This is a genomic window from Actinomycetospora sp. NBC_00405 (assembly GCF_036044095.1).
In the GTDB taxonomy this organism is placed as follows: Bacteria; Actinomycetota; Actinomycetes; order Mycobacteriales; family Pseudonocardiaceae; genus Actinomycetospora; species Actinomycetospora callitridis.
In genome coordinates this window covers 684354-702272 of the sequence record NZ_CP107938.1, presented here as the reverse complement: position 1 = coordinate 702272, position 17919 = coordinate 684354, and the positions used below count along the sequence as shown (strand labels likewise).

Sequence of the window (17919 nt, the reverse complement as noted above, 5' to 3'; positions counted from 1 at the left end):
CGTGTCGTGTTCCCCGACTTCACGCCCCGCCCGCACCTCGTCGTCGCCGCGGCCGCGCCGCACGAGGCCCTCGTCGCCGCGGCCGCCGACCACCTCGACGCTCCCGTGCCCTGCGAGGGCTGGACCGTCCGCGACCTCGCCGAGCACATGCTCACCTGGACACCGGTCCTCGCCGGCGCCGGCCGCGGCGCACCGCCCGAGCCCGGCTCGCCGACGCTCGAGGGCGACTGGACCGCCGTCCTCGGCAAGGACCGCGACGACCTCGTCGCCGTCTGGAGCGACCCGGCCTCCTGGCAGGGCACCACCACCATGACGAGCTCCGAGCTGCCGTCCGCGGTCGTCGGGACGATGACGTTCTGCGAGCTCGTGCTGCACGGGTGGGACCTCGCCCGCGGGCTCGGCGCGACCGTGACCTGGGACGACGGGCTGCTCGAGGAGGCCTACGAGGCGCTCTCCCAGCTCACGCCCCTGGGTCGCCAGATGGGCGCCTTCGGTCCTACCGTCGACGTCGCTCCCGACGCGCCGCTGCTCGACCGCGTCGTCGCCGTCGCGGGACGCGACCCGTCCTGGCGGCCCTGACCTGCCCGGCGGGGGCAGGATGGTGTCCATGAGCGAGATCGACCCCGCGGACCTGGCCCGGTTGCGGTCGCGGCGGGCCTGGAGCGAGGACGTCGGCGAGGACGTCGGCGCGGACCGCGCCGCACGCCGCGCCGAGTGCGCCGCGACCCGTGCCGGCCACCTCGCCGTCGTGGTCGCCTCGGGCGAGGTGCCGCGGTGCGAGCACTGCGGCGAGACACTGAGCCCGGACGCTCTGCGGAAGGCGGGCTACAAGCCCGCGCGGTCCTGACCGCGACGATCCCCGTCGGCACTATCCTTCCGGGCGTGGACCTCCTCGACCAGTACACCGGCCATGTCGAGCCCGCCGGCCCCGCCGCGCGCCGCGACCTCCAGGACGTGTCGATCACCAAGGTGTCGGTCGGCCCGATGGACAACAACGCCTACGTCCTGGTCGACAAGGCCACCGGGCAGGCGCTGCTGATCGACGCGGCCAACGAGACCGACCGGCTGCTCGACACCGTCGACACGGTCGCCTCCCGGGACAAGCTGTCGGTCCTCGCGACGACGCACAAGCACTGGGACCACATCCAGTCGCTCGAGGACGTCGTCGGCGCCGTGCACCCCAGCACCTACGCGCACGAGAAGGATGCCCCGGAGCTGCCCGTCACGCCGGACCACACGGTCGGCGACGACGACACCGTGTCCTTCGGCGACTCGTTCGTCGAGATCATCCACCTCGACGGGCACACGCCCGGCTCGATCGCCCTGCTCTACCGCGACCCGGCCGGCAGCGCCCACATCTTCACCGGCGACTCGCTGTTCCCCGGCGGCCACGGCAAGACGGCGACCCTCGAGCACCACGAGTCGCTGATGAACGACCTCGAGCACAAGGTGTTCAGCCGCCTCGACGACGACACCCACGTCTACCCGGGCCACGGCGACGACACGACCCTCGGCGCCGAGCGCCCGCACCTCCCGGAGTGGCGCGAGCGGGGCTGGTGAGCCGGCTACTCCCGCTCGACCCTCCGTAGCCCCTGCGCGGGCGTCCACCACTCGACGACGAGTCGCGTGGCCCGCTCGTCGAGGTGGGTGTGGACGACCTCGTCGATGTCGGCGTGGAACAGGTCGCCGCCCGGGCCCTCGGTGATCGCCCCGGTGAGGAGGGCCCGGCCGGCGATCTTGGCCTCGCCCGGCCACTGCGCCTCGGCACCCTCGACGGGGTCGACCGTGGCGCTGTGCACGGCGAACCGCGGGTCCCGGCGCAGGTCCGCGCCCTTGCGCGCGCCGGGCATGGAGCCGAAGGTCAGCCGGCCGTCCTCGAAGACCGTCTCGATCCCCGAAACACGCGGCGAGCCGTCGGCCCGCAACGTCGCGAGGGTCTTGTGCTTGTGGGCGTCGAACAGCGCGCGCACCCGCTGCGCGAACTGCGGCGCCGCCTCTTCGACGTCCTGCCAGGCCACCATGCGCCGAGGATCGCACCGGGCACCGACAGCGCGGTACGTGCCGAGGCGGTCGGCGACCCCCACACGTTCGGCGTATCGGCTCGCTAACGATCCGTCGATCTGCTCCGATCGTGCTGCTGACAGGCCGAGCACAACCATCGGGGGATGTCCATGTCGACGCAGGAGAGCTCGCCGCCGCGGGGGCGGACACGGATCGTCGTCGGGGTGCTGGCCGCGCTCCTCGTGGTGATCGTCGTCCTCGCCGTGCTCGTGCTGACGGGGGTCACCCGCGGCCTCTTCGCCAAGGACATCACCCGCACGGTCCGCAACGACGTCGACGCGAGCGGCCTGGTCGCCGCGCTCGTGTCGTACCCGGACTCGTTCCGTGGCGGCACGCTCGCGGGGGGCCAGGCCGAGCTCGGCGTCCAGATCGACCAGGCGGCGCTGCGCGGCGGCGACCCCGCGGCGCAGCCGGCGACGATCGTCCTGCGCACCTACAGCTGCCCCGGGGCCGACGGCAGGCCCGCCACGACCCGCATCACCGTCGAGGGTGCCGACGCCGCCCACGTCGCCCCGCGACCGGCCACGGCCGGCGGCGGGGTGGCGCTCACCGGCACGTTCGAGATCGTCGGCGTGCAGCCGGTGGCGCCGGGCGCCGCGCCCGAGTGCCGGATCGATCTCGCCGCACGCTGACCGAACCGTGACGCGGGAGCGGTATCCGCGCCGTACCCCGGAAGGCCAGGCTCGGGTCGTCACGATCGACGACTTCCGGGAGCGACGATGCGCGAAGACATCTCTTTCGACGCCGAGGGCGCGACGCTGCGCGGGTGGTTCTACGCACCCGACGCCGCGGACGCGAACGGTGGCCATCCCTGCGTGGTGATGGCGCACGGCTTCTCGGCGGTCAAGGAGCAGCACCTCGACGACTACGCCGAGGTCTTCGCCGCCGCAGGCCTGGCGTGCGTGGTCTACGACAACCGCGGGTTCGGCGCCTCCGACGCCGCCCCGGGCAAGCCGCGCCAGGAGATCGACCCCTGGGAGCAGGTCCGCGACTACCAGCACGCGATCACGTACGCGCAGAGCCGCGACGACGTCGACGCCGACCGGATCGGCGCGTGGGGGTCGAGCTACTCGGGCGGGCACGTGTACGTGCTCGGTGCGATCGACCGGCGCGTGAAGGCGGTGTCGGGGCAGGCGCCGCTGGTCTCGGGCCGTCGGGGCTTCGAGTCGCTCGTGCGCATCGACGCGTGGGGTCCCACCTGGGACGCGTTCGCCGCCGACCGTCTCGAGCGGGCACGGGGCGGCGAGCCGGCGATGATGCCCGTCGTCACCGAGGACCCGACGGCTCCGGCCGCGCTGCCGACCGCGGACTCCTATGAGTGGTTCACCCGCACCCAGCGCGACCGTGCGCCGTCGTGGCGGAACGAGGTGACGCTGCGGTCGGTCGAGCTGCTCCAGGGCTACGAGCCGCGCGCGTTCCTCCCGCTGATCTCCCCGACCCCGGTGCAGATGGTGGTGACGCCGAACGACCGGCTCATCGCCGGCGAGATCGCGGCCGCCGCCTATGAGACCGCCGTGCACCCGAAGAAGATCGTGATCGCCCCGGGCGGGCACTTCGACGCCTACACGGGGCCGGGCTTCGAGATCACCTCGGCCGCCGCCCGCGACTGGTTCGTCGAGCACCTGCGCGTCGGCAAGACCGGCTGAGGCGACCCGGAGCACCTCAGCTCCACGACCACCCCGACCACCGCGTGACCTCGACGACGATCACCGGCCCCTCGGGCGGCTCCTCGCGGTGCTGGGGGTAGCGGGCGCCGAGCGCCCCACGGGCGCGCTCGAGGTCCGCCGCGTCGTCGGTCACCGTCGCGACGCCGTCGGCGCGCACCCACCACAGGGCGCTCCAGTCGTCGTCGTAGTGGTCGGCGAGCAGCGCGACGGCGGGGTTGTCGGCGATGTTGCGCAGGCGCTTGAGCGCGCGGTGGCGCTTGGGCTTGGCGTCGACGGTGATGAGGACGGTGTCGCCCTCGACCGCGAAGACGACGGGCACGAGGTGGGGCTGCCCGCCCCCCGCCACCGTGGCCAGACGGGCGACGCGCGCCGCGGCGAACCGGCGGCGCGCGTCGTCGACGTCGAGCGTGGGCACGTCAGCCGACGAGCTTCGCGAGCTCGTCGAGCTCCTTGAGGACGGTGTCGCGGTCGGCCGAGCTCACGCCGTAGATGGCCCGGTCGAGGCCGATGCGGCGGTAGCCGTCGAGGGCCTCGGACGAGGTCTCGGCGCCGAACAGCGACATCGGGATGCGGTCGCGACCGGCGTCGGCGGCGCGCTGCTGGAGCGCGTTCGCCCGCTCCTCGAACTGGCCGATGTTGTCGGGGCCGACGCGCTGCGGCAGCCAGGCGTCGCCGAAGTCGAGGACGCGGTCCTCGACGCCCGGCCCCATGCCGCCGACGTAGACCGGCGGGTGCGGGTCCTGCACCGGCTTGGGCCAGGCCCAGCTCGGGTCGAAGTCCACGAACTCCCCGTGGAACTCCGCCTCCTCCTTCGTCCACAGCTCCTTCATGGCCTTGATCTGCTCGCCCATGAGGCGCATGCGGGTCTTGGGGTTGGTGCCGTGGTCCGCCATCTCCTCGCGGTTCCAGCCACCACCGATCCCGAAGAGGAAGCGCCCGCCGGAGAGGCGGTCGAGGCTCGCGACCTCCTTGGCGGTGTTGATCGTGTCGCGCTCGATCACCAGACAGATGCCGGTGGCGAGCTTGAGCGTCGTCGTCGCGCACGCCGCGGCGGTGAGCGCGACGAAGGGGTCGTAGGTGTGGGAGTACATCCGCGGCAGGTCGCCGCCGCCCGGGTAGGGCGACTCCCGGCTGGTCGGGATGTGGCTGTGCTCGGGGAACCAGAGGGAGTCGAAGCCCCGGTCCTCCACCTCCTTGGCCAGCGCGGCCGGGTCGATGGCGTAGTCGGTCGGGAACATCATGATGCCGTGGTCCACGTCCCCTCAGTTATCCCGTCGCGGGGGACGGCACACTGGGCGGGGATGGAGTCCACACGCGTCGACCGCTGGCTGTGGGCGGTGCGGCTGACCAAGACCCGCGCCGACGCGGCCGAGGCCTGCCGCGGTGGGCACGTGCGCGTCAACGACACCCCGGCCAAGCCCGCCACCGCCGTGAAGCCGGGCGACACGATCCGCACGCGGGTCTACGAGATCCCCCGGATCGTCGAGGTCACCAAGGTCATCGAGAAGCGCGTCGGCGCCCCCGTGGCCGTGACCTGCTACGTCGACCACACCCCGCCGCCCCCGCCGCCCGAGGAACGGCCCGCGCCGGTCGCGGTGCGCGACCGCGGCGCGGGCCGTCCGACCAAGCGGGACCGTCGTCTCATCGACGCCCTGCGGGAGGACGCCCTGAGGGAGAGCGCCGGGTCCGACGAGGTGTGAGCGCAGCTCAGAGCGTCGCCGAGAACGACCTCGTCGTCAGTCCACGACCGCCGATCCAGGGCTCGAAGCCGGCCTGGACGCTCGTCATGAACCACTCGGGCCTGGCGACGCCGCGGCGCTGGGCGTCGGCGACGAACTGGTCGAGCGGGAGGTCGGTGACCTCGAGCGTCGGCTGCTGGCGCACGTAGCTGATCGTCGGCAGGTCGATCGCGCCGAGCCAGACGTCCCAGGTGGTGCCGCCGATGCTGACCTCGGCCTTCTTCTCCCCGATCGGCTGGACGCGCGGGGTGTTCTTCAGCCAGATCATCAGCTCGAGACCGGTCGGACGGCCGTTGCGCCGCGGCGTCGGGTCCATCCACAGGTCGTAGGAGACGTTGTAGTCGCCCGTCGGCGGCACCGCGACCGACCAGGACGAGCGCAGCCCCGCGAGCTGCGAGACCGGCTTCGGGAACGGGCTGTCCTTCGTGCAGTTGCCGTAGTTGCAGCCCCAGACCATCGACGGGTACGACGCGGGCTCGTTCTCCTTGTGGTGGTCGGCCGGGTCGACGACGAAGCCGGTGTCGAACGCGGTGATGCACTGCGGGGTGTCGGCGCCCCACACGTTGTTCTGCGCCTCGTAGCGCCCGCCGGCCACCGGGGTGGACTCGGTCTTGCCGCAGACCCGGGTCCCCTCGACGCGCGGTGTCGTGGCGGTGGCCGGGCTCCCACCCAGCAACACCGAGAGCACGGCCAGGAGCGCCACGATCATCCCGCTCGTCGCCCGTCGTCGACCGTTCATCTGCCGCCATCCTCGCTGCTCGACCGTTCGTCGCGCCTGAAGCTACGTTCGTCGCGCCTGTCGGAGCAGTCTTGTCCCCCGTCCGAACGGGTGGACCTTCCCCCACAAGAACCTCAGAGGAGCACTCAGACACCGTTCCGGGTGAGCGCGAAGGCGTCCGTGGACAGGCCCTCGCCGCCGATCCAGGGCTCGAAGCCGGCCTGCACGTTGGTGAGGAACCAGGACGGCTCGACCACGCCGCGCCGGGTGGCGTCGGTGATGAAGTCGCTGATCGGGAGGTCGAGGACGGTGGTGGTCGACTCCTCGCGGACGTAGGAGATCACCGGCAGGCCCTCGTTCTCGCCCTGCCAGATCTCCCAACGTGCGTCGCCGATCTCGACCTCGGCGCGCTTCGAGCCGATCGGCTGGACGCGGTCGGTGCGGTCCAGCCAGATCATCAGTTCGGCCCCGGTGTTGGCGCCGTCGCGGCGCGGGGTCGGGTCGAGCCAGACGTCGTAGGCGACGTTGTAGTCGCCGCGGCGCGGGACGGTGACCGCCCAGCTGGAGCGCACGTCCCCGAGGTCGGCCAGCGGGCGCGGGAACGGCGCGTCGCGGGTGCAGGTCCCGTAGTTGCAGCCGACGACGATCGACGGGTAGGCGGCCGGCCCGGAGTCCTTGTCGTGGCTCGCCTGCACCGAGAAGCCGGTGTCGAACGCGGTGGTGCACTGCGGGGTCGTCGCGCCCCAGGCGTTGTTCTGCACCTCGTAGCGCCCGCCGGCCACGGGCACCGACTGGAACTTCCCGCAGATCCGCTGACCCTCGCGCGAGCCCTCCGGGGGCAGCGGCGCGAGCGGTCCGCCCGCCCCCGTGCCGTTGACGATCGGGGCCCCGGCGGTCGGGATCGTCGCCGGGGGCGGTGTCCCTTCGGTCTCCTCGCCCGCCCCGCCGCAGCCGGCGAGGACGAGGGCCAGCACGGCCACTGCGGCGGCGAGCAGTCGCCGGGCGTCACCCATACGGGGGGAGGCTAGCGAGGCCGATCCGGACGCTCGCCGGGGGTCGGGACACGTCGGGCGAGCACGTCGTCGAGCCCGGAGCCGTGGTCCTCGAGGGCGGCGACGACGTCGGCGGGCGGGTCCGCACCCGTGATCACCGCGGCGGCCAGGACGGCGGCCGCCGGCGCGGTCTCGATGCCCGAGCCGCCCTGGCCCGCGAACAGGTGCAGGCCGGGGTGCTCGGGGCGGTCGCCGATCACCAGGGAGCGGTCCGGGGCGAAGGTGCGCAGCCCCGTCCAGCTGGTGACCACTGAGCGCAGGCCCAGCGTCGTCACGTCGTTGACGGCCTCCAGCGCGCGGGCGACGTCGAGCTCCTCGGGACGGGGGTCGCCCGGCTCGGCGGGGGTCTCCTCGGACGGCGAGACCAGGAGGTACTCGCCCTCCGGCTTGGCGTACCAGCGCTCGCCCACGGAGACGGCGAACGGGTCGCCGCGGCTCACCGGCGCGCCGTCGGGTATCCGGGCGATCGCGATCGTGCGCCGCAGCGGGCGCAGGCCGATCGGCGTGGCGCCGGCGAGGGTGAGCAGCCGGTCGGTCCAGGCCCCGGCGGCGAGCACGACCGTGTCGGCCTCGACGTGGTCGTCCCCGATCCCGACGCGCCAGCCGGTCGCCGTCGCGTCAAGCGCCGTGACCGAAACCCCGGTCCGGATCTCCCCGCCGCGGGCGCGCAGGGCGCGGCGGTAGTGCTCGTGCAGGCCCAGCGGGTCGGCGTCCTGGGCGTCCTCGACCACGCCCGCCGCCCGCACGCGGTCCGCCCGCAGCGCCGGCCAGCGCCGGACGGCCTCGGCGACGGTGAGCTCGTCGACGGTGCCGAGCGTCAGGATCTCCTCCCGCAGCGTCCGCTCCTCGTCGTCGTCCTGCGCGATGTGCAGGACCGCCCGCGGTCGCAGGAACGAGTGGCCGGCCTCCTCGGCCAGGGCGGCGAAGCGGTCGCGCGAGGCGGCCACGAGTGCGCGGGCGGGCGCCGCGCCGTGACCCGGGATGTAGCTCGCGGCGGAGCGTCCCGTCGTGTGCCGGGCGAGCTCGCGCTCCCCCTCGACGAGCAGCACGTCACGGTCGCGCGCGAGCTCCGCGGCGACCGACATCCCGGCGATCCCGCCACCGACGACGACCACACCCATGTGAGCGATCTTCCCGGCTATAGCCGGGAACTTCACTCACGTACGGAGGTCGAGGCCCAGATCGAGGACGGGCGCGGAGTGGGTGAGGGCGCCGACGGCGAGGTAGTCGACGCCCGCGGCGGCGTGGGCGGCGGCGGTGTCGAGGGTCAGGCCGCCGGAGACCTCCAGGCAGGTACCCGGCGCGCGGGCGTCGCGACGCGCCACGGCCTGCGCCGTCTGCGCCGGCGTGAAGTTGTCGAGCAGGACCAGCGCGAGACCGAGCCCGAGGGCCTCGTCGAGCTGCGCGAACGAGTCGACCTCGACCTCGCACGGCAGGTCCGGCGCCGCGGACCGGGCAGCAGCGAGCGCCGCGGTCACCGACCCCGCGGCCGCGACGTGGTTGTCCTTGATCAGGACCGCGTCACCGAGCGACATCCGGTGGTTGACCCCGCCCCCGCAGCGCACGGCGTACTTCTGCAGCGCCCGCAGCCCCGGGACGGTCTTGCGGGTGTCGCGGATGCGGGCGCGGGTGCCCTCGACGGCGTCGACCCACGCCGCGGTGGCCGTCGCGACCCCCGAGAGCTGGCCGAGCAGGTTGAGCGCCGTGCGCTCGGCGGTCAGCAGGGTGCGCAGCGGGGCGCGGACGGCGAGGGCGACGTCGCCGGCCGCCAGCCGGTCGCCGTCGGCGCGGGCCTCGAGGATCTCCAGGTCCGGCCCGCAGACCCGCTCGAGCACCCGCACGGCCACCCCGACGCCGGCGAGCGTGCCCGCCGGGCGGGTGCGGAACTCCCCCACCGCGACAGCGCCCTCGGGCACGCACGCATCGGTGGTGGCGTCCGGTCCGTCGCGCAGGTCCTCGTCGAGCGCGCGCGCGACCACCGCGTCCACCTCGGCGGCGCCGAGCGTGTCGGGCAGGGACAGGGTCCTGGGCAGGGGCACGGTCATGCCACACCTCCGTGGCGGGCGTCGGTGGTCCCGACGTGCAGCCGTCCGTCGGCGTCGAGCGCGACGGTGCTCGAGGCGCGCTGCCAGTGGTCGTCGGTGGCCGGGTGGTCGGTGCGGACGTGGCAGCCCCGCGTCTCGGTGCGCGACCCGGCCGCGGCGAGCAGGGCGTGCGCGGCGAGGGTCAGGGCGGCGTCCTCGGTCTCGGCGCGGGTCATGGGCAGCCGCAGGGTGCTGGCGGCCTCGACGGCGTCGGAGGCGGCGGCGAGCCCCGCGGCGTCGCGCCCGATCCCGGCGCTGCGGGTCAGCGCGGCCCGGAGCACGGCGCGGTCGGCGACGGGCACGGGCCGGGTGTGGGTCTCGGTGGGCTCCGCGAGCCGCCGCGGGCCGGCGAGCGCCCGCGCGACGTCGTCGGCCGCGCGGCGACCCACGACGAGGCCCTCGAGCAGGCTGTTGGAGGCGAGCCGGTTGGCCCCGTGCAGGCCGGTGCGCGCGACCTCCCCCGCCGCCCAGAGCCCCGGCACCCCGGTGCGCCCGTGGGTGTCGGTGACGACGCCGCCGCACGAGTAGTGCGCGGCGGGCCGCACGGGGACGGGGTCGCGGGCGAGGTCGACGCCGATCGCCGCGCACGAGGCGGCGACCGTCGGGAAGCGCGCGGCGACGTCCGGGACGCCCGTGGCGTCGAGCCAGACGTGGTCGACGCCGAGCGCCGCGATCCGCCGCGTGATCGCGGTGGCGACGACGTCACGCGGGGCGAGGTCGCCGAGCGGGTGGACGCCGGCCGTGACCGGGGCGCCGGTCGTGTCGCGCAGCACCGCGCCCTCGCCGCGCAGGGCCTCGGTGACGAGCGGGGCACGGCCCGACCGTCCCCGCCCCGTGTAGAGCGCCGTCGGGTGGAACTGCACGAACTCGACGTCGGCCAGCGCGGCGCCGGCGCGCAGGGCGAGCGCCCAGCCGTCGGCGGTGGCCACGTCGGGGTTGGTCGTCGTCTCGTAGAGCCCGCCGACGCCGCCGGTCGCGAGCAGGACCGCGGGCGCCGCCAGTCGCCCCGCGCGCCCGTCCGCGTCGCGGACCTCCAGACCCTGCACGGTGCCGTCGGGGCCCGTGAGCACCGACGACGCCGCGTGGCCGGCGAGCACGGTCAGCCCGGCGCGCTCGCCGGCGGCGAGCAGGGCGCGCTCCACCTCGGCACCGGTCGCGTCGCCGCCGGCGTGCACGACGCGCAGCGCCGAGTGCCCGCCCTCGCGGGTGCGGGCGAGGCGCGCGGCGGGCCCGTCGAAGACCGCGCCCTCGGCGCGCAGACCCGCGACCGCGGCCGGGCCGGCGGCGAGGATCTCCGCGGCGGCGCCGGCGTCGACCAGCCCGCAGCCGGCGGCGAGCGTGTCGGCGAGGTGGGCGTCGACGGAGTCGCCCGTGATGTCACCGAGCACCACCGCGATGCCGCCCTGGGCCCAGCGCGTGCTCCCGGCGTCCGGGGCGTCCTTGGTGACCACGACGACGCGCAGACCGCGGCGCTGCGCCGCGAGCGCCGCGGTCAGCCCGGCGACCCCGGAGCCGACGACGACGAGGTCGGCGGTGGTCTCCCAGGTCGTGTCGGTGGCGCTCACTCCCCGCCCCCGGGCCGCCCGATCTCGATCATCCGCTGGACGGCGCCGCGGGCGCGCTCGGCCGTCTCGAGGTCGACGTGCACCTTGTCGCGCCCCTCGAGCAGCGCCCTCGTCAGCGCGCCCGGCGTGATCATCTTCATGTAGCCGCAGGAGGCGCGGTCGTTGACCGCGCGGAAGTCGACGTCGGGGTTGGCGCGACGCAGCTGGTGGAGCATGCCGACCTCGGTGGCGACGAGGACGCTGCGCTTGGTGGTGTTCTTCGCGGCGTCGAGCATCCCGCCGGTGGACAGGATGTGGACCTGCTCGGCGGGGACGGCGCCCGCACCGGCGAGGTAGAGCGCGCTGGTCGCGCAGCCGCACTCGGGGTGCACGAACAGGTCGGCGTCGGGGTCGGCCTGCGCCTGCGCGGTGAGCTCTGCGCCGTTGATGCCGGCGTGGACGTGGCACTCGCCGGCCCAGATGTGCAGGTTCTCCCGGCCGGTGATCCGCTTGACGTGGGCGCCGAGGAACTGGTCGGGCAGGAAGAGGACCTCGCGGTCGGGGTCGATGCTCGCGACCACCTCGACGGCGTTCGACGACGTGCAGCAGACGTCCGTCTCGGCCTTCACCGCCGCCGTGGTGTTGACGTAGCTGACGACGACCGCGCCCGGGTGCTCGCTCTTCCACTCCCGCAGCTCGTCGGCGCTGATCGAGTCGGCGAGGCTGCAGCCGGCGCGCGCGTCGGGGATCAGCACGGTCTTGTCCGGCGCGAGGATCTTGGCGGTCTCGGCCATGAAGTGGACACCGCAGAAGACGATCGTGCTCGCGTCGCTCGCGGCGGCGATCCGGCTCAGGGCCAGCGAGTCGCCGGTGTGGTCGGCGACGTCCTGGATCTCGGGGCGCTGGTAGTTGTGCGCGAGCACCACGGCGTCGCGCTCCCGGGCGAGCCTGCGGATCTCGTCGGCCCATCCCGGCCCGGCGGTCAGCGGCCCGACGAGGTCCGTGGCAGCGGTGACGGTCATCGCCGTCTCCTCCCCCGGCGGCCCCTCGGCGTCGAGGGCGGCCGGTCTCGGTGGTTTTCGCCTCGTGGTCGAAAACATGCCCGACCGTACCCGTCACCCCGAGCCCCACGCCAGCACCCGTCACGGGCAGTGACGCGCACCACCGCGCGGAATGTCAGCGGCGTGGCGCCACGGACACCCAGCGTCTGCAGCGCCACGCCGCTGACACCTACGATCACTCTCCGTGGAGACCGCAGGCGAGCAGGGCAACTACGCCCACGACGTGCTCGCCGTCGTCCTGCGCATCACGGGGTCGGTGCCGAGCGTGCTGCTCTGGCAGCGGGCGCGGGAGCCGCACGCCGGCCGGTGGGCGCTGCCCGGGGGACGGCTGGGGCCCGACGAGGACGTCGAGGCCTCGGTACGCCGCCACCTCGCCGAGAAGGTCGACCTCGCCGAGGTCGCCCACGTCGAACAGCTCGGGGTGTTCTCCGACCCCCACCGGGGCCCGCCCCCGCGGCGCGTCGCCACCGCGTTCCTCGGCCTCGTGCCCTCCGACGCCGACCCGGCCGTCCCCGACGACACCGCGTGGCACCCGGTGGACGCGCTGCCGGAGACGGCGTTCGACCACGGGGCGATCACCCGCGACGGTGTCGACCGGCTGCGCGCCAAGCTGTCCTACACGAACATCGGCTTCGCGCTCGCCCCCGACGCGTTCACGGTCTCCGAGCTGCGCGACCTCTACGCCGCGGCCCTCGGGCACCGGGTGTCGGCGACCAACCTGCACCGCGTGCTGACCCGTCGCGGCGTCCTGGTGCCCACCGGCGAGACGGCGCCGCCGGGTCCGAGCGGCGGGCGTCCCGCGGCCATGTACCGGTTCTCCGAGCACGAGTTGCGCGTGACCGATCCCTTCGCCGCGCTCCGGCCTCCCGGGGACGCCGTGTGACGCCACCCGGCGGCGAGGTCCCCGGGGTCGTAGCGTGGTCGACGTGGTCGAGACGCTGCCCCTGTTCCCGCTGGGAACCGTGCTGCTTCCCGGCGCCTCGCTGCCACTGCACGTCTTCGAACCCCGCTACCGCCAGCTCACGATCGACCTGGTGACCGGGACGATCCCGGGCAAGCAGTTCGGGGTGGTCGCGGTGCGGGAGGGCTGGAGCCCCGACGACGGCCGCGAGGGCCTGCACGACGTCGGCTGCACGGCCTCGCTGCGCGAGGTGCGGCGCCTGCCCGACGGGCGCTTCGACCTCCAGACCACCGGCGACCGGCGCTTCCGCCTCGTCGACGTCGACGACTCCACGGCGCCCTACCTCGTCGCCAACGTGGAGTGGCTCCCCGACGCCGAGGGCGACACCGCCACCGACCTCGCGCCGTTCGCGATGGCCGCCCGCGCCGCGCACCGCCGCTACTGCACCACTGCCTGGCGCCAGCAGGGCGGCGGGGACGGCGAGATGCCCGCCGACCTCACCGACGAGGCGGCGACCGACGTCGCGGACCCCGAGCTCGCCCACATCCTCGCCGGCGACTGCCTCCTGCCCCTCTCCGATCGCCAGGAGCTGCTCGAGGAGACCTGCCCGATGCAGCGCCTGCAGCTCATCCGGCGCTCGATGACCCGCGAGGCGGTACTGCTCGCCGAGCTGCGCGCGGTGTGGGCGCCGAGCGCCAAGTTCGCGGTCGAGCACAGCCCGAACTGAGGCCGGCGCGCGCGTGACCCTCCCCGTCCCGGGCCTCGAGTTCCTCGCCCACGTCGAGGTCGAGCTCGGCGAGCTGCTCGACCTCGGCGTCACCGACGCCGGTCACCGGCGCATCGTCCCGATCGTCGGGGGCACCGTGACCGGCGAGCGCTTCACGGGCGTCGTCCTACCCGGCGGCGCCGACTGGCAGGTCGTCCACGACGACGGCGCCGTCACCATCGACACCCGCTACACCCTGCGCGCCGACGACGGCGCCCTCGTCCACATCCGTACGAACGGGGTGCGCTCCGGGCCCCGCGCGGTGCTCGACGCCCTGGGCCGTGGCGAGGACGTCGACCCGTCGGCGTACTACTTCCGCGTCACGGCGACGTTCGAGACCGCGGCGCCGCAGCACCGCTGGATGACCCGGGTGCTCACGGTCGCCGTGGCCCGCCGACGGGCCTCGACCGTCGTCTACGACGCCTACACGGTCACCTGAGGCGGAGCCCACGCTCAGGTCAGGGCGCCGAGCACCGCGCGGTAGGCCTCGGCGGCGGGACCGATGAGGCCGGCCGGGGCGGTCTCGTCGGTGACGTGCGCCTGCTCGGGCTCACCGGGGCCGAAGACGATCGTGTCGGCGCCGCCGAGGGCGGAGGCGAGCACGCTCGCGTCGGTGAAGTACGTGGCGTAGCTCGGCGTCCCGCCCCCGAGCAGCTCGACCGTGCGCGTGACCCGCGCCGGATCGGTGTCGATCAGCGGCAGCTCGACGAGGCGCTCGGTCTCGACGGGGCAGCCCGCCAGCCCGACGGTCGTGGCCTCGGCGGCGTCGGCCGTGTCGCCGGGGACCAGGCGCAGGTCGACGGTGAGCGCGGCCCGGTCCGGCACGACGTTCGGCTGGATGCCGGCGCGCATCATCCCGACGTTCGCCGTCGTCGCGCCGTGCGTCGGGCTCGTCGGCCACCCGTCGTGCTCGTGGATCCGCACCGCGGCGCGGGCCAGGTCGACCAGCGCGTTGTGGCCGAGGTCGGGCCGCGAGCCGTGCGCCGGGACGCCGCGGGCCCGCAGCACGAGCCACAGCACGCCCTTGTGGCCGAGGACGACGCGGTTGGACGTGGGCTCGGCGACGAGGAGCGTCCCGGACGGGGTCAGCGCGTCGGACGGGATCTCGCGGGCGCCCTCGCAGCCGGTCTCCTCGCCGAACGTCAGCACGACCTGCACGCCGCTGCCGCCCGCGCGCACGTGCTCGGCGACCGCGACGACCGCCGCGGCCACGCCCGCCTTCATGTCGCTGCTCCCCCGCCCGCGCAGCCGCCCGTCGACGACGTCGCCCGCGAGCGGGTCGAACGACCACACCGCCTCGTCGGCGGGCACGGTGTCGAGGTGCCCGGTGAGCGTCACCGGCGTCTCGTCGCCGTGGCGGGCGACGACGTTCGCCCGCCCGGGCCGGGTCTCGTGGACGGCGACGGACAGCCCGGCGTCCTCCAGGTGCCCGGCGAGCAGCGCCGCGGCCGCGCTCTCGCCACCGCCCCGGGTGTCGAGACGGACCAGCTCGCAGGCCCGGTCGACGGCGTCCGTGGGACTCATGGGATGCCTCCAGCAGGGGTCAGAGCGGGTCGTCCCGCCCCATGTCCTCGTGCCCGTCGACGATGGCAGAGAGCACGTAGGTCAGCGCCGCCCCGAGGCCCGCGACCAGCGCGATCCACCAGGGTCCCGGCGACGGCGGCAGGCTCGTCAGGACGGCGGGCACGGGCGCCCCGGGAGCGCCGGCCGTGCCGAGCGCCCGCGGGTCGACGAGCACCGGCACCGGCGAGGCCGCCCACGCGAGCAGCCCACCCACGCGGCCGGCGAGGACCGCGCCCACCAGTGATCCCCCGGCGGCGGCCACGAGCAGCACCGGGCCACGCCGGTGCCGGCGCCGCCAGGCCACCGCGCCCGCGATGATCCCGAACGACGCGACGAGCAGGACGTGGATCGCCACGGCGTCGAAGGCGTGGTCGGCCTCCCCCGCCGGCGAGCCCGTCCCCGCGCCGGGCAGGGCGACGACGTGCACGACGGGCGCCAGCAGCGCCCACAGCGCGCCGAGCGGGAGCCCGATCACGACGAGGATCGCGGCGTAGCGCAGCGCCCCCGGGAGATCCCCGCGCAGCTCGGCCCGCTCGAGCCGGCCCGTGGGCTCGAGGGGCAGGAAGTCGTCCACGGTCATGGTCGAGCTCCGCTCCGCTGCGTCTCCCGGATCGACGGCCGTCATGCGAACCCGTTCGTCCCCGCCGACTCCCCGTGCCGGCTGCACCGCGCGGTCCAGCCGACGGGGTCGACCTGCACGACCATCCGCCGTGCGCACACCGGGCAGTGCCGCGGCGGGTCGACGGTGGCGAGGCGTCGCTCGCACCCGGCGTGGTCGCCCTCCGCGCGGGCGCCCCCGCACCAGGCACAGAAGGACTGTGCGCCGGCTGCGGGCGGCTCCACGACGGCGCTCACAACGTGTCGTTCAGGGCCTTGATCGGCATCTTGAGGGTCTCGAGCATGTCGAGGTCCTGCTCGGCCGGGCGCCCGAGGTTGGTCAGGTAGTTGCCGACGATGATCGCGTTGACCCCGCCGAGCATCCCCTGCTCGGCACCCAGGTCGCCCAGGGTGAGCTCCCGGCCGCCGGCGAAGCGCAGCACCGTGCGCGGCAGCGCGAGGCGGAACGCCGCGACGGTCATCAGCGCGTCCGCACCCTGGGGCACCTCGAGGTGCGCGAACGGCGTCCCCGGGTTCGGGATCAGGAAGTTCAGCGGCACCTCGTCGGGCTCGAGCGCCGCGAGCTGCACCGCGAACTCCGCACGCTGCGCCAGCGTCTCGCCCATGCCGACGATCCCGCCGCAGCAGACCTCCATGCCGGCCGCGCGCACCATCTGCAGGGTCTCCCAGCGCTCCTCCCAGGAGTGCGTGGTGACGACCTCGGGGAAGTGCGAGCGGGCGGTCTCGAGGTTGTGGTTGTAGCGGTGCACGCCCATGGCGGCGAGCTCGTTCACCTGGTCCTGGGTGAGCATCCCCAGCGAGCAGGCGACGTTGATGTCGACCTCGGCGCGGATCGCGGCGATGCCCGCGCGCACCTGCTCCATGAGCTTCGCGTCCGGCCCGCGGACCGCGGCGACGATGCAGAACTCGGTGGCCCCGGTCTTGGCGGTCTGCTTGGCCGCCTCGACCAGCCGGTCCTTGTCCAGCCACGCCGCGCGCACCGGGGACTCGAACAGCCCCGACTGCGAGCAGAAGTGGCAGTCCTCGGGGCAGCCGCCGGTCTTGAGGGACACGATGCCCTCGACCTCGACCTCCGGCCCGCACCAGCGCATCCGGACGTCGTGGGCGAGCTTGAGCGCCTCCTCGAGCCGCTCGGTCGGCAGCGACAGGACGGCCAGGACCTGGTCCTCGGTGAGGCCCACCCCCCGCTCGAGCACCTGCTCGCGGGCGACGGCGAGCACGTCCCCGGACCCGACGGCCGAGCTCTGCTCCGCTCCGTCGCCGCCCGTCTCCTCACCGGTCCCGCCGGTCTCCACGGCCGTCACGCAGGGCTCCCTTCGTCGGACACGGTGTCGCGGGACGTCCGTGCCGACGCGGCCGCGATCATGACCATGATCGCACCGCACCGCCCGTGCCCGTCCCGCGCCGCAGTGTGCCTCACGATGCTCCGGACGGGGACCACCCACCACCGAGGACGGGACCGATCCCACACCGCGCCGCGGCGAGCAGGGCGTCCCGGTCGGCCCCGCCCAGACCGGCGGGCAGCACCCCGAGCAGCGGTGCGTCCGTGACGCGCGGCAGGTCCTCGAGGTTGGTCCGCTCGGCGAGATCGGGCTCGGCCGGATAGGCGCCGACGACGACGCCCGCCAACGGGATTCCGCGGCGGGCGAGGGCCTCGGCCGTCAGGGCCGCGGTGTTGAGCACCCCGAGCCCGGCGCTCGCGACGAGCAGGACGGGGGCGTCGAGGCCGGCGGCGACGTCGGCGAGGGTCTCGTTCAGGTCGTTGAACCGCACGAGGAGGCCGCCGGCGCCCTCGACGATCACGAGGTCGGTGTCCAGCCCCCGCACCGCGTCCACCACCTGCGCCGCCATCACCGGCGTCGCACCGGCCCGTCGCGCGGCGGTCGCCGGGGCGAGCGGCTCGGGGAAGCGGGCGAGCTCGAGGGTGTCGACGGGCCCGGCGAGGCGCACGACCTCGGCGAGGTCGCCGTCGTCGGCGGGCGCGACCCCGGTCTGCGCCGGCTTCACCACCGTGACCCGCTCCCCCGCCGCGCGGGCCAGGGCGGCGATCGCGGCGACGACCACGGTCTTGCCGACGTCGGTGCCCGTGCCGGTGACGATCAGGGTTCGCACGCCGCGAGAGCCTAGGTGCAGGCCCAGCGGTGC

The 17919-nt window shown here is 74.8% G+C and carries 23 protein-coding genes; 9 read left to right on the top strand and 14 right to left on the bottom strand.

What is annotated here, in order from left to right; translation table 11 throughout:
* Positions 1-6: 6 nt before the first annotated feature.
* From OG774_RS03485 to OG774_RS03475, 3 genes are read left to right on the top strand one after another with little or no spacing between them, the layout of a single operon-like run.
* A complete protein-coding gene (locus OG774_RS03485) occupies positions 7-579 on the top strand; it encodes a TIGR03086 family metal-binding protein (protein ID WP_328306711.1) in 573 nt (190 codons plus the stop codon).
* Between the two features lie 28 nt (positions 580-607).
* Entirely contained in the window at positions 608-847 is a 240-nt protein-coding gene (locus tag OG774_RS03480; protein ID WP_328306709.1) for a hypothetical protein, read from the top strand.
* 35 nt (positions 848-882) lie between these two features.
* Positions 883-1560: an MBL fold metallo-hydrolase gene (locus tag OG774_RS03475; protein WP_328306707.1), complete on the top strand. Its 678-nt coding sequence runs from the start codon at positions 883-885 to the stop codon at positions 1558-1560.
* Positions 1561-1565: 5 nt separating this feature from the next.
* Here the strand turns inward: OG774_RS03475 and OG774_RS03470 are convergent, their stop codons facing one another.
* Positions 1566-2021, bottom strand: coding sequence for a pyridoxamine 5'-phosphate oxidase family protein (locus OG774_RS03470; protein ID WP_328306705.1), 456 nt, complete (start codon positions 2019-2021; stop codon positions 1566-1568).
* A 144-nt stretch (positions 2022-2165) separates the two neighbouring features.
* On the opposite strand from OG774_RS03470, the gene OG774_RS03465 reads away from it, so the two are divergent.
* Together OG774_RS03465 and OG774_RS03460 are read left to right on the top strand one after the other, a co-directional pair.
* On the top strand, positions 2166-2693 hold the full coding sequence (locus tag OG774_RS03465) for a hypothetical protein (RefSeq protein ID WP_328306702.1): 528 nt from the start codon (positions 2166-2168) through the stop codon (positions 2691-2693).
* A gap of 87 nt (positions 2694-2780) precedes the next feature.
* On the top strand, positions 2781-3707 hold the full coding sequence (locus OG774_RS03460; protein ID WP_328306700.1) for an alpha/beta hydrolase: 927 nt from the start codon (positions 2781-2783) through the stop codon (positions 3705-3707).
* Between the two features lie 16 nt (positions 3708-3723).
* On the opposite strand, the gene OG774_RS03455 is transcribed toward OG774_RS03460, so the two are convergent.
* The gene (locus OG774_RS03455; protein WP_328306697.1) at positions 3724-4143 is read right to left on the bottom strand and encodes a TIGR03668 family PPOX class F420-dependent oxidoreductase; all 420 of its coding nucleotides are present in this window, start codon (positions 4141-4143) and stop codon (positions 3724-3726) included.
* Between the two features lies 1 nt (position 4144).
* Positions 4145-4984, bottom strand: a complete 840-nt coding sequence (locus OG774_RS03450; protein WP_328306695.1) for an LLM class F420-dependent oxidoreductase — start codon at positions 4982-4984, stop codon at positions 4145-4147.
* Positions 4985-5029: 45 nt separating this feature from the next.
* On the opposite strand from OG774_RS03450, the gene OG774_RS03445 reads away from it, so the two are divergent.
* The gene (locus OG774_RS03445; RefSeq protein ID WP_328306693.1) at positions 5030-5428 is read left to right on the top strand and encodes an RNA-binding S4 domain-containing protein; all 399 of its coding nucleotides are present in this window, start codon (positions 5030-5032) and stop codon (positions 5426-5428) included.
* Between the two features lie 7 nt (positions 5429-5435).
* On the opposite strand, the gene OG774_RS03440 is transcribed toward OG774_RS03445, so the two are convergent.
* The 6 genes from OG774_RS03440 to nadA all read right to left on the bottom strand — a co-directional run bounded on the left by OG774_RS03440 (position 5436) and on the right by nadA (position 11887).
* The gene (locus OG774_RS03440; RefSeq protein ID WP_328306691.1) at positions 5436-6206 is read right to left on the bottom strand and encodes a GH12 family glycosyl hydrolase domain-containing protein; all 771 of its coding nucleotides are present in this window, start codon (positions 6204-6206) and stop codon (positions 5436-5438) included.
* 125 nt (positions 6207-6331) lie between these two features.
* Positions 6332-7198, bottom strand: a complete 867-nt coding sequence (locus OG774_RS03435; protein WP_328306689.1) for a GH12 family glycosyl hydrolase domain-containing protein — start codon at positions 7196-7198, stop codon at positions 6332-6334.
* 11 nt (positions 7199-7209) lie between these two features.
* A complete protein-coding gene (locus tag OG774_RS03430) occupies positions 7210-8358 on the bottom strand; it encodes an NAD(P)/FAD-dependent oxidoreductase (protein ID WP_328306687.1) in 1149 nt (382 codons plus the stop codon).
* Positions 8359-8394: 36 nt separating this feature from the next.
* Positions 8395-9282 carry a carboxylating nicotinate-nucleotide diphosphorylase gene (gene nadC, locus OG774_RS03425; protein WP_328306685.1) on the bottom strand — a complete coding sequence of 296 codons (888 nt, stop codon included), beginning with the start codon at positions 9280-9282 and terminating at the stop codon, positions 8395-8397.
* Positions 9279-10886, bottom strand: coding sequence for an L-aspartate oxidase (locus OG774_RS03420; protein ID WP_328306683.1), 1608 nt, complete (start codon positions 10884-10886; stop codon positions 9279-9281). Before OG774_RS03420 ends, nadC begins: the two co-directional genes overlap by 4 nt.
* Positions 10883-11887 (bottom strand): quinolinate synthase NadA, encoded by a 1005-nt coding sequence (gene nadA, locus OG774_RS03415; RefSeq protein WP_328306681.1) that lies wholly within the window; start codon positions 11885-11887, stop codon positions 10883-10885. The genes OG774_RS03420 and nadA overlap by 4 nt, the downstream gene beginning before the upstream one ends.
* A gap of 223 nt (positions 11888-12110) precedes the next feature.
* On the opposite strand from nadA, the gene OG774_RS03410 reads away from it, so the two are divergent.
* The 3 genes from OG774_RS03410 to OG774_RS03400 are packed head-to-tail and all read left to right on the top strand — an operon-like array spanning position 12111 to position 14032.
* The gene (locus OG774_RS03410; protein WP_442873936.1) at positions 12111-12809 is read left to right on the top strand and encodes an NUDIX hydrolase; all 699 of its coding nucleotides are present in this window, start codon (positions 12111-12113) and stop codon (positions 12807-12809) included.
* A gap of 43 nt (positions 12810-12852) precedes the next feature.
* Positions 12853-13554 (top strand): LON peptidase substrate-binding domain-containing protein, encoded by a 702-nt coding sequence (locus OG774_RS03405; protein WP_328306680.1) that lies wholly within the window; start codon positions 12853-12855, stop codon positions 13552-13554.
* A gap of 13 nt (positions 13555-13567) precedes the next feature.
* On the top strand, positions 13568-14032 hold the full coding sequence (locus OG774_RS03400; RefSeq protein ID WP_328306678.1) for a DUF3237 domain-containing protein: 465 nt from the start codon (positions 13568-13570) through the stop codon (positions 14030-14032).
* A 14-nt stretch (positions 14033-14046) separates the two neighbouring features.
* On the opposite strand, the gene OG774_RS03395 is transcribed toward OG774_RS03400, so the two are convergent.
* The 5 genes from OG774_RS03395 to bioD form a co-directional block, all read right to left on the bottom strand.
* Entirely contained in the window at positions 14047-15117 is a 1071-nt protein-coding gene (locus OG774_RS03395) for a M20/M25/M40 family metallo-hydrolase (RefSeq protein ID WP_328306675.1), read from the bottom strand.
* Between the two features lie 19 nt (positions 15118-15136).
* Complete coding sequence (locus OG774_RS03390) at positions 15137-15736, bottom strand: DUF2567 domain-containing protein (protein ID WP_328306673.1); 600 nt, start codon at positions 15734-15736, stop codon at positions 15137-15139.
* Between the two features lie 41 nt (positions 15737-15777).
* The gene (gene bsaP, locus OG774_RS03385; RefSeq protein ID WP_328306671.1) at positions 15778-16011 is read right to left on the bottom strand and encodes a biotin synthase auxiliary protein BsaP; all 234 of its coding nucleotides are present in this window, start codon (positions 16009-16011) and stop codon (positions 15778-15780) included.
* The gene (gene bioB, locus OG774_RS03380) at positions 16008-16994 is read right to left on the bottom strand and encodes a biotin synthase BioB (RefSeq protein ID WP_274198196.1); all 987 of its coding nucleotides are present in this window, start codon (positions 16992-16994) and stop codon (positions 16008-16010) included. Before bioB ends, bsaP begins: the two co-directional genes overlap by 4 nt.
* A 196-nt stretch (positions 16995-17190) precedes the next feature.
* The gene (gene bioD, locus OG774_RS03375) at positions 17191-17886 is read right to left on the bottom strand and encodes a dethiobiotin synthase (RefSeq protein WP_328306669.1); all 696 of its coding nucleotides are present in this window, start codon (positions 17884-17886) and stop codon (positions 17191-17193) included.
* Positions 17887-17919: the final 33 nt, after the last annotated feature.

Bases quoted from the DNA above. Each gene is read 5' to 3' on its own strand.
- OG774_RS03435 (WP_328306689.1), bottom strand. From the start codon at position 7,198: ATGGGTGACGCCCGGCGACTGCTCGCCGCCGCAGTGGCCGTGCTGGCC.
- OG774_RS03445 (WP_328306693.1), top strand. From the start codon at position 5,030: ATGGAGTCCACACGCGTCGACCGCTGGCTGTGGGCGGTGCGGCTGACC.
- nadC (WP_328306685.1), bottom strand. From the start codon at position 9,282: ATGACCGTGCCCCTGCCCAGGACCCTGTCCCTGCCCGACACGCTCGGC.
- OG774_RS03440 (WP_328306691.1), bottom strand. From the start codon at position 6,206: ATGAACGGTCGACGACGGGCGACGAGCGGGATGATCGTGGCGCTCCTG.
- OG774_RS03395 (WP_328306675.1), bottom strand. From the start codon at position 15,117: ATGAGTCCCACGGACGCCGTCGACCGGGCCTGCGAGCTGGTCCGTCTC.
- nadA (WP_328306681.1), bottom strand. From the start codon at position 11,887: ATGACCGTCACCGCTGCCACGGACCTCGTCGGGCCGCTGACCGCCGGG.
- OG774_RS03470 (WP_328306705.1), bottom strand. From the start codon at position 2,021: ATGGTGGCCTGGCAGGACGTCGAAGAGGCGGCGCCGCAGTTCGCGCAG.
- OG774_RS03465 (WP_328306702.1), top strand. From the start codon at position 2,166: ATGTCCATGTCGACGCAGGAGAGCTCGCCGCCGCGGGGGCGGACACGG.
- OG774_RS03460 (WP_328306700.1), top strand. From the start codon at position 2,781: ATGCGCGAAGACATCTCTTTCGACGCCGAGGGCGCGACGCTGCGCGGG.
- OG774_RS03390 (WP_328306673.1), bottom strand. From the start codon at position 15,736: ATGACCGTGGACGACTTCCTGCCCCTCGAGCCCACGGGCCGGCTCGAG.
- OG774_RS03430 (WP_328306687.1), bottom strand. From the start codon at position 8,358: ATGGGTGTGGTCGTCGTCGGTGGCGGGATCGCCGGGATGTCGGTCGCC.
- OG774_RS03480 (WP_328306709.1), top strand. From the start codon at position 608: ATGAGCGAGATCGACCCCGCGGACCTGGCCCGGTTGCGGTCGCGGCGG.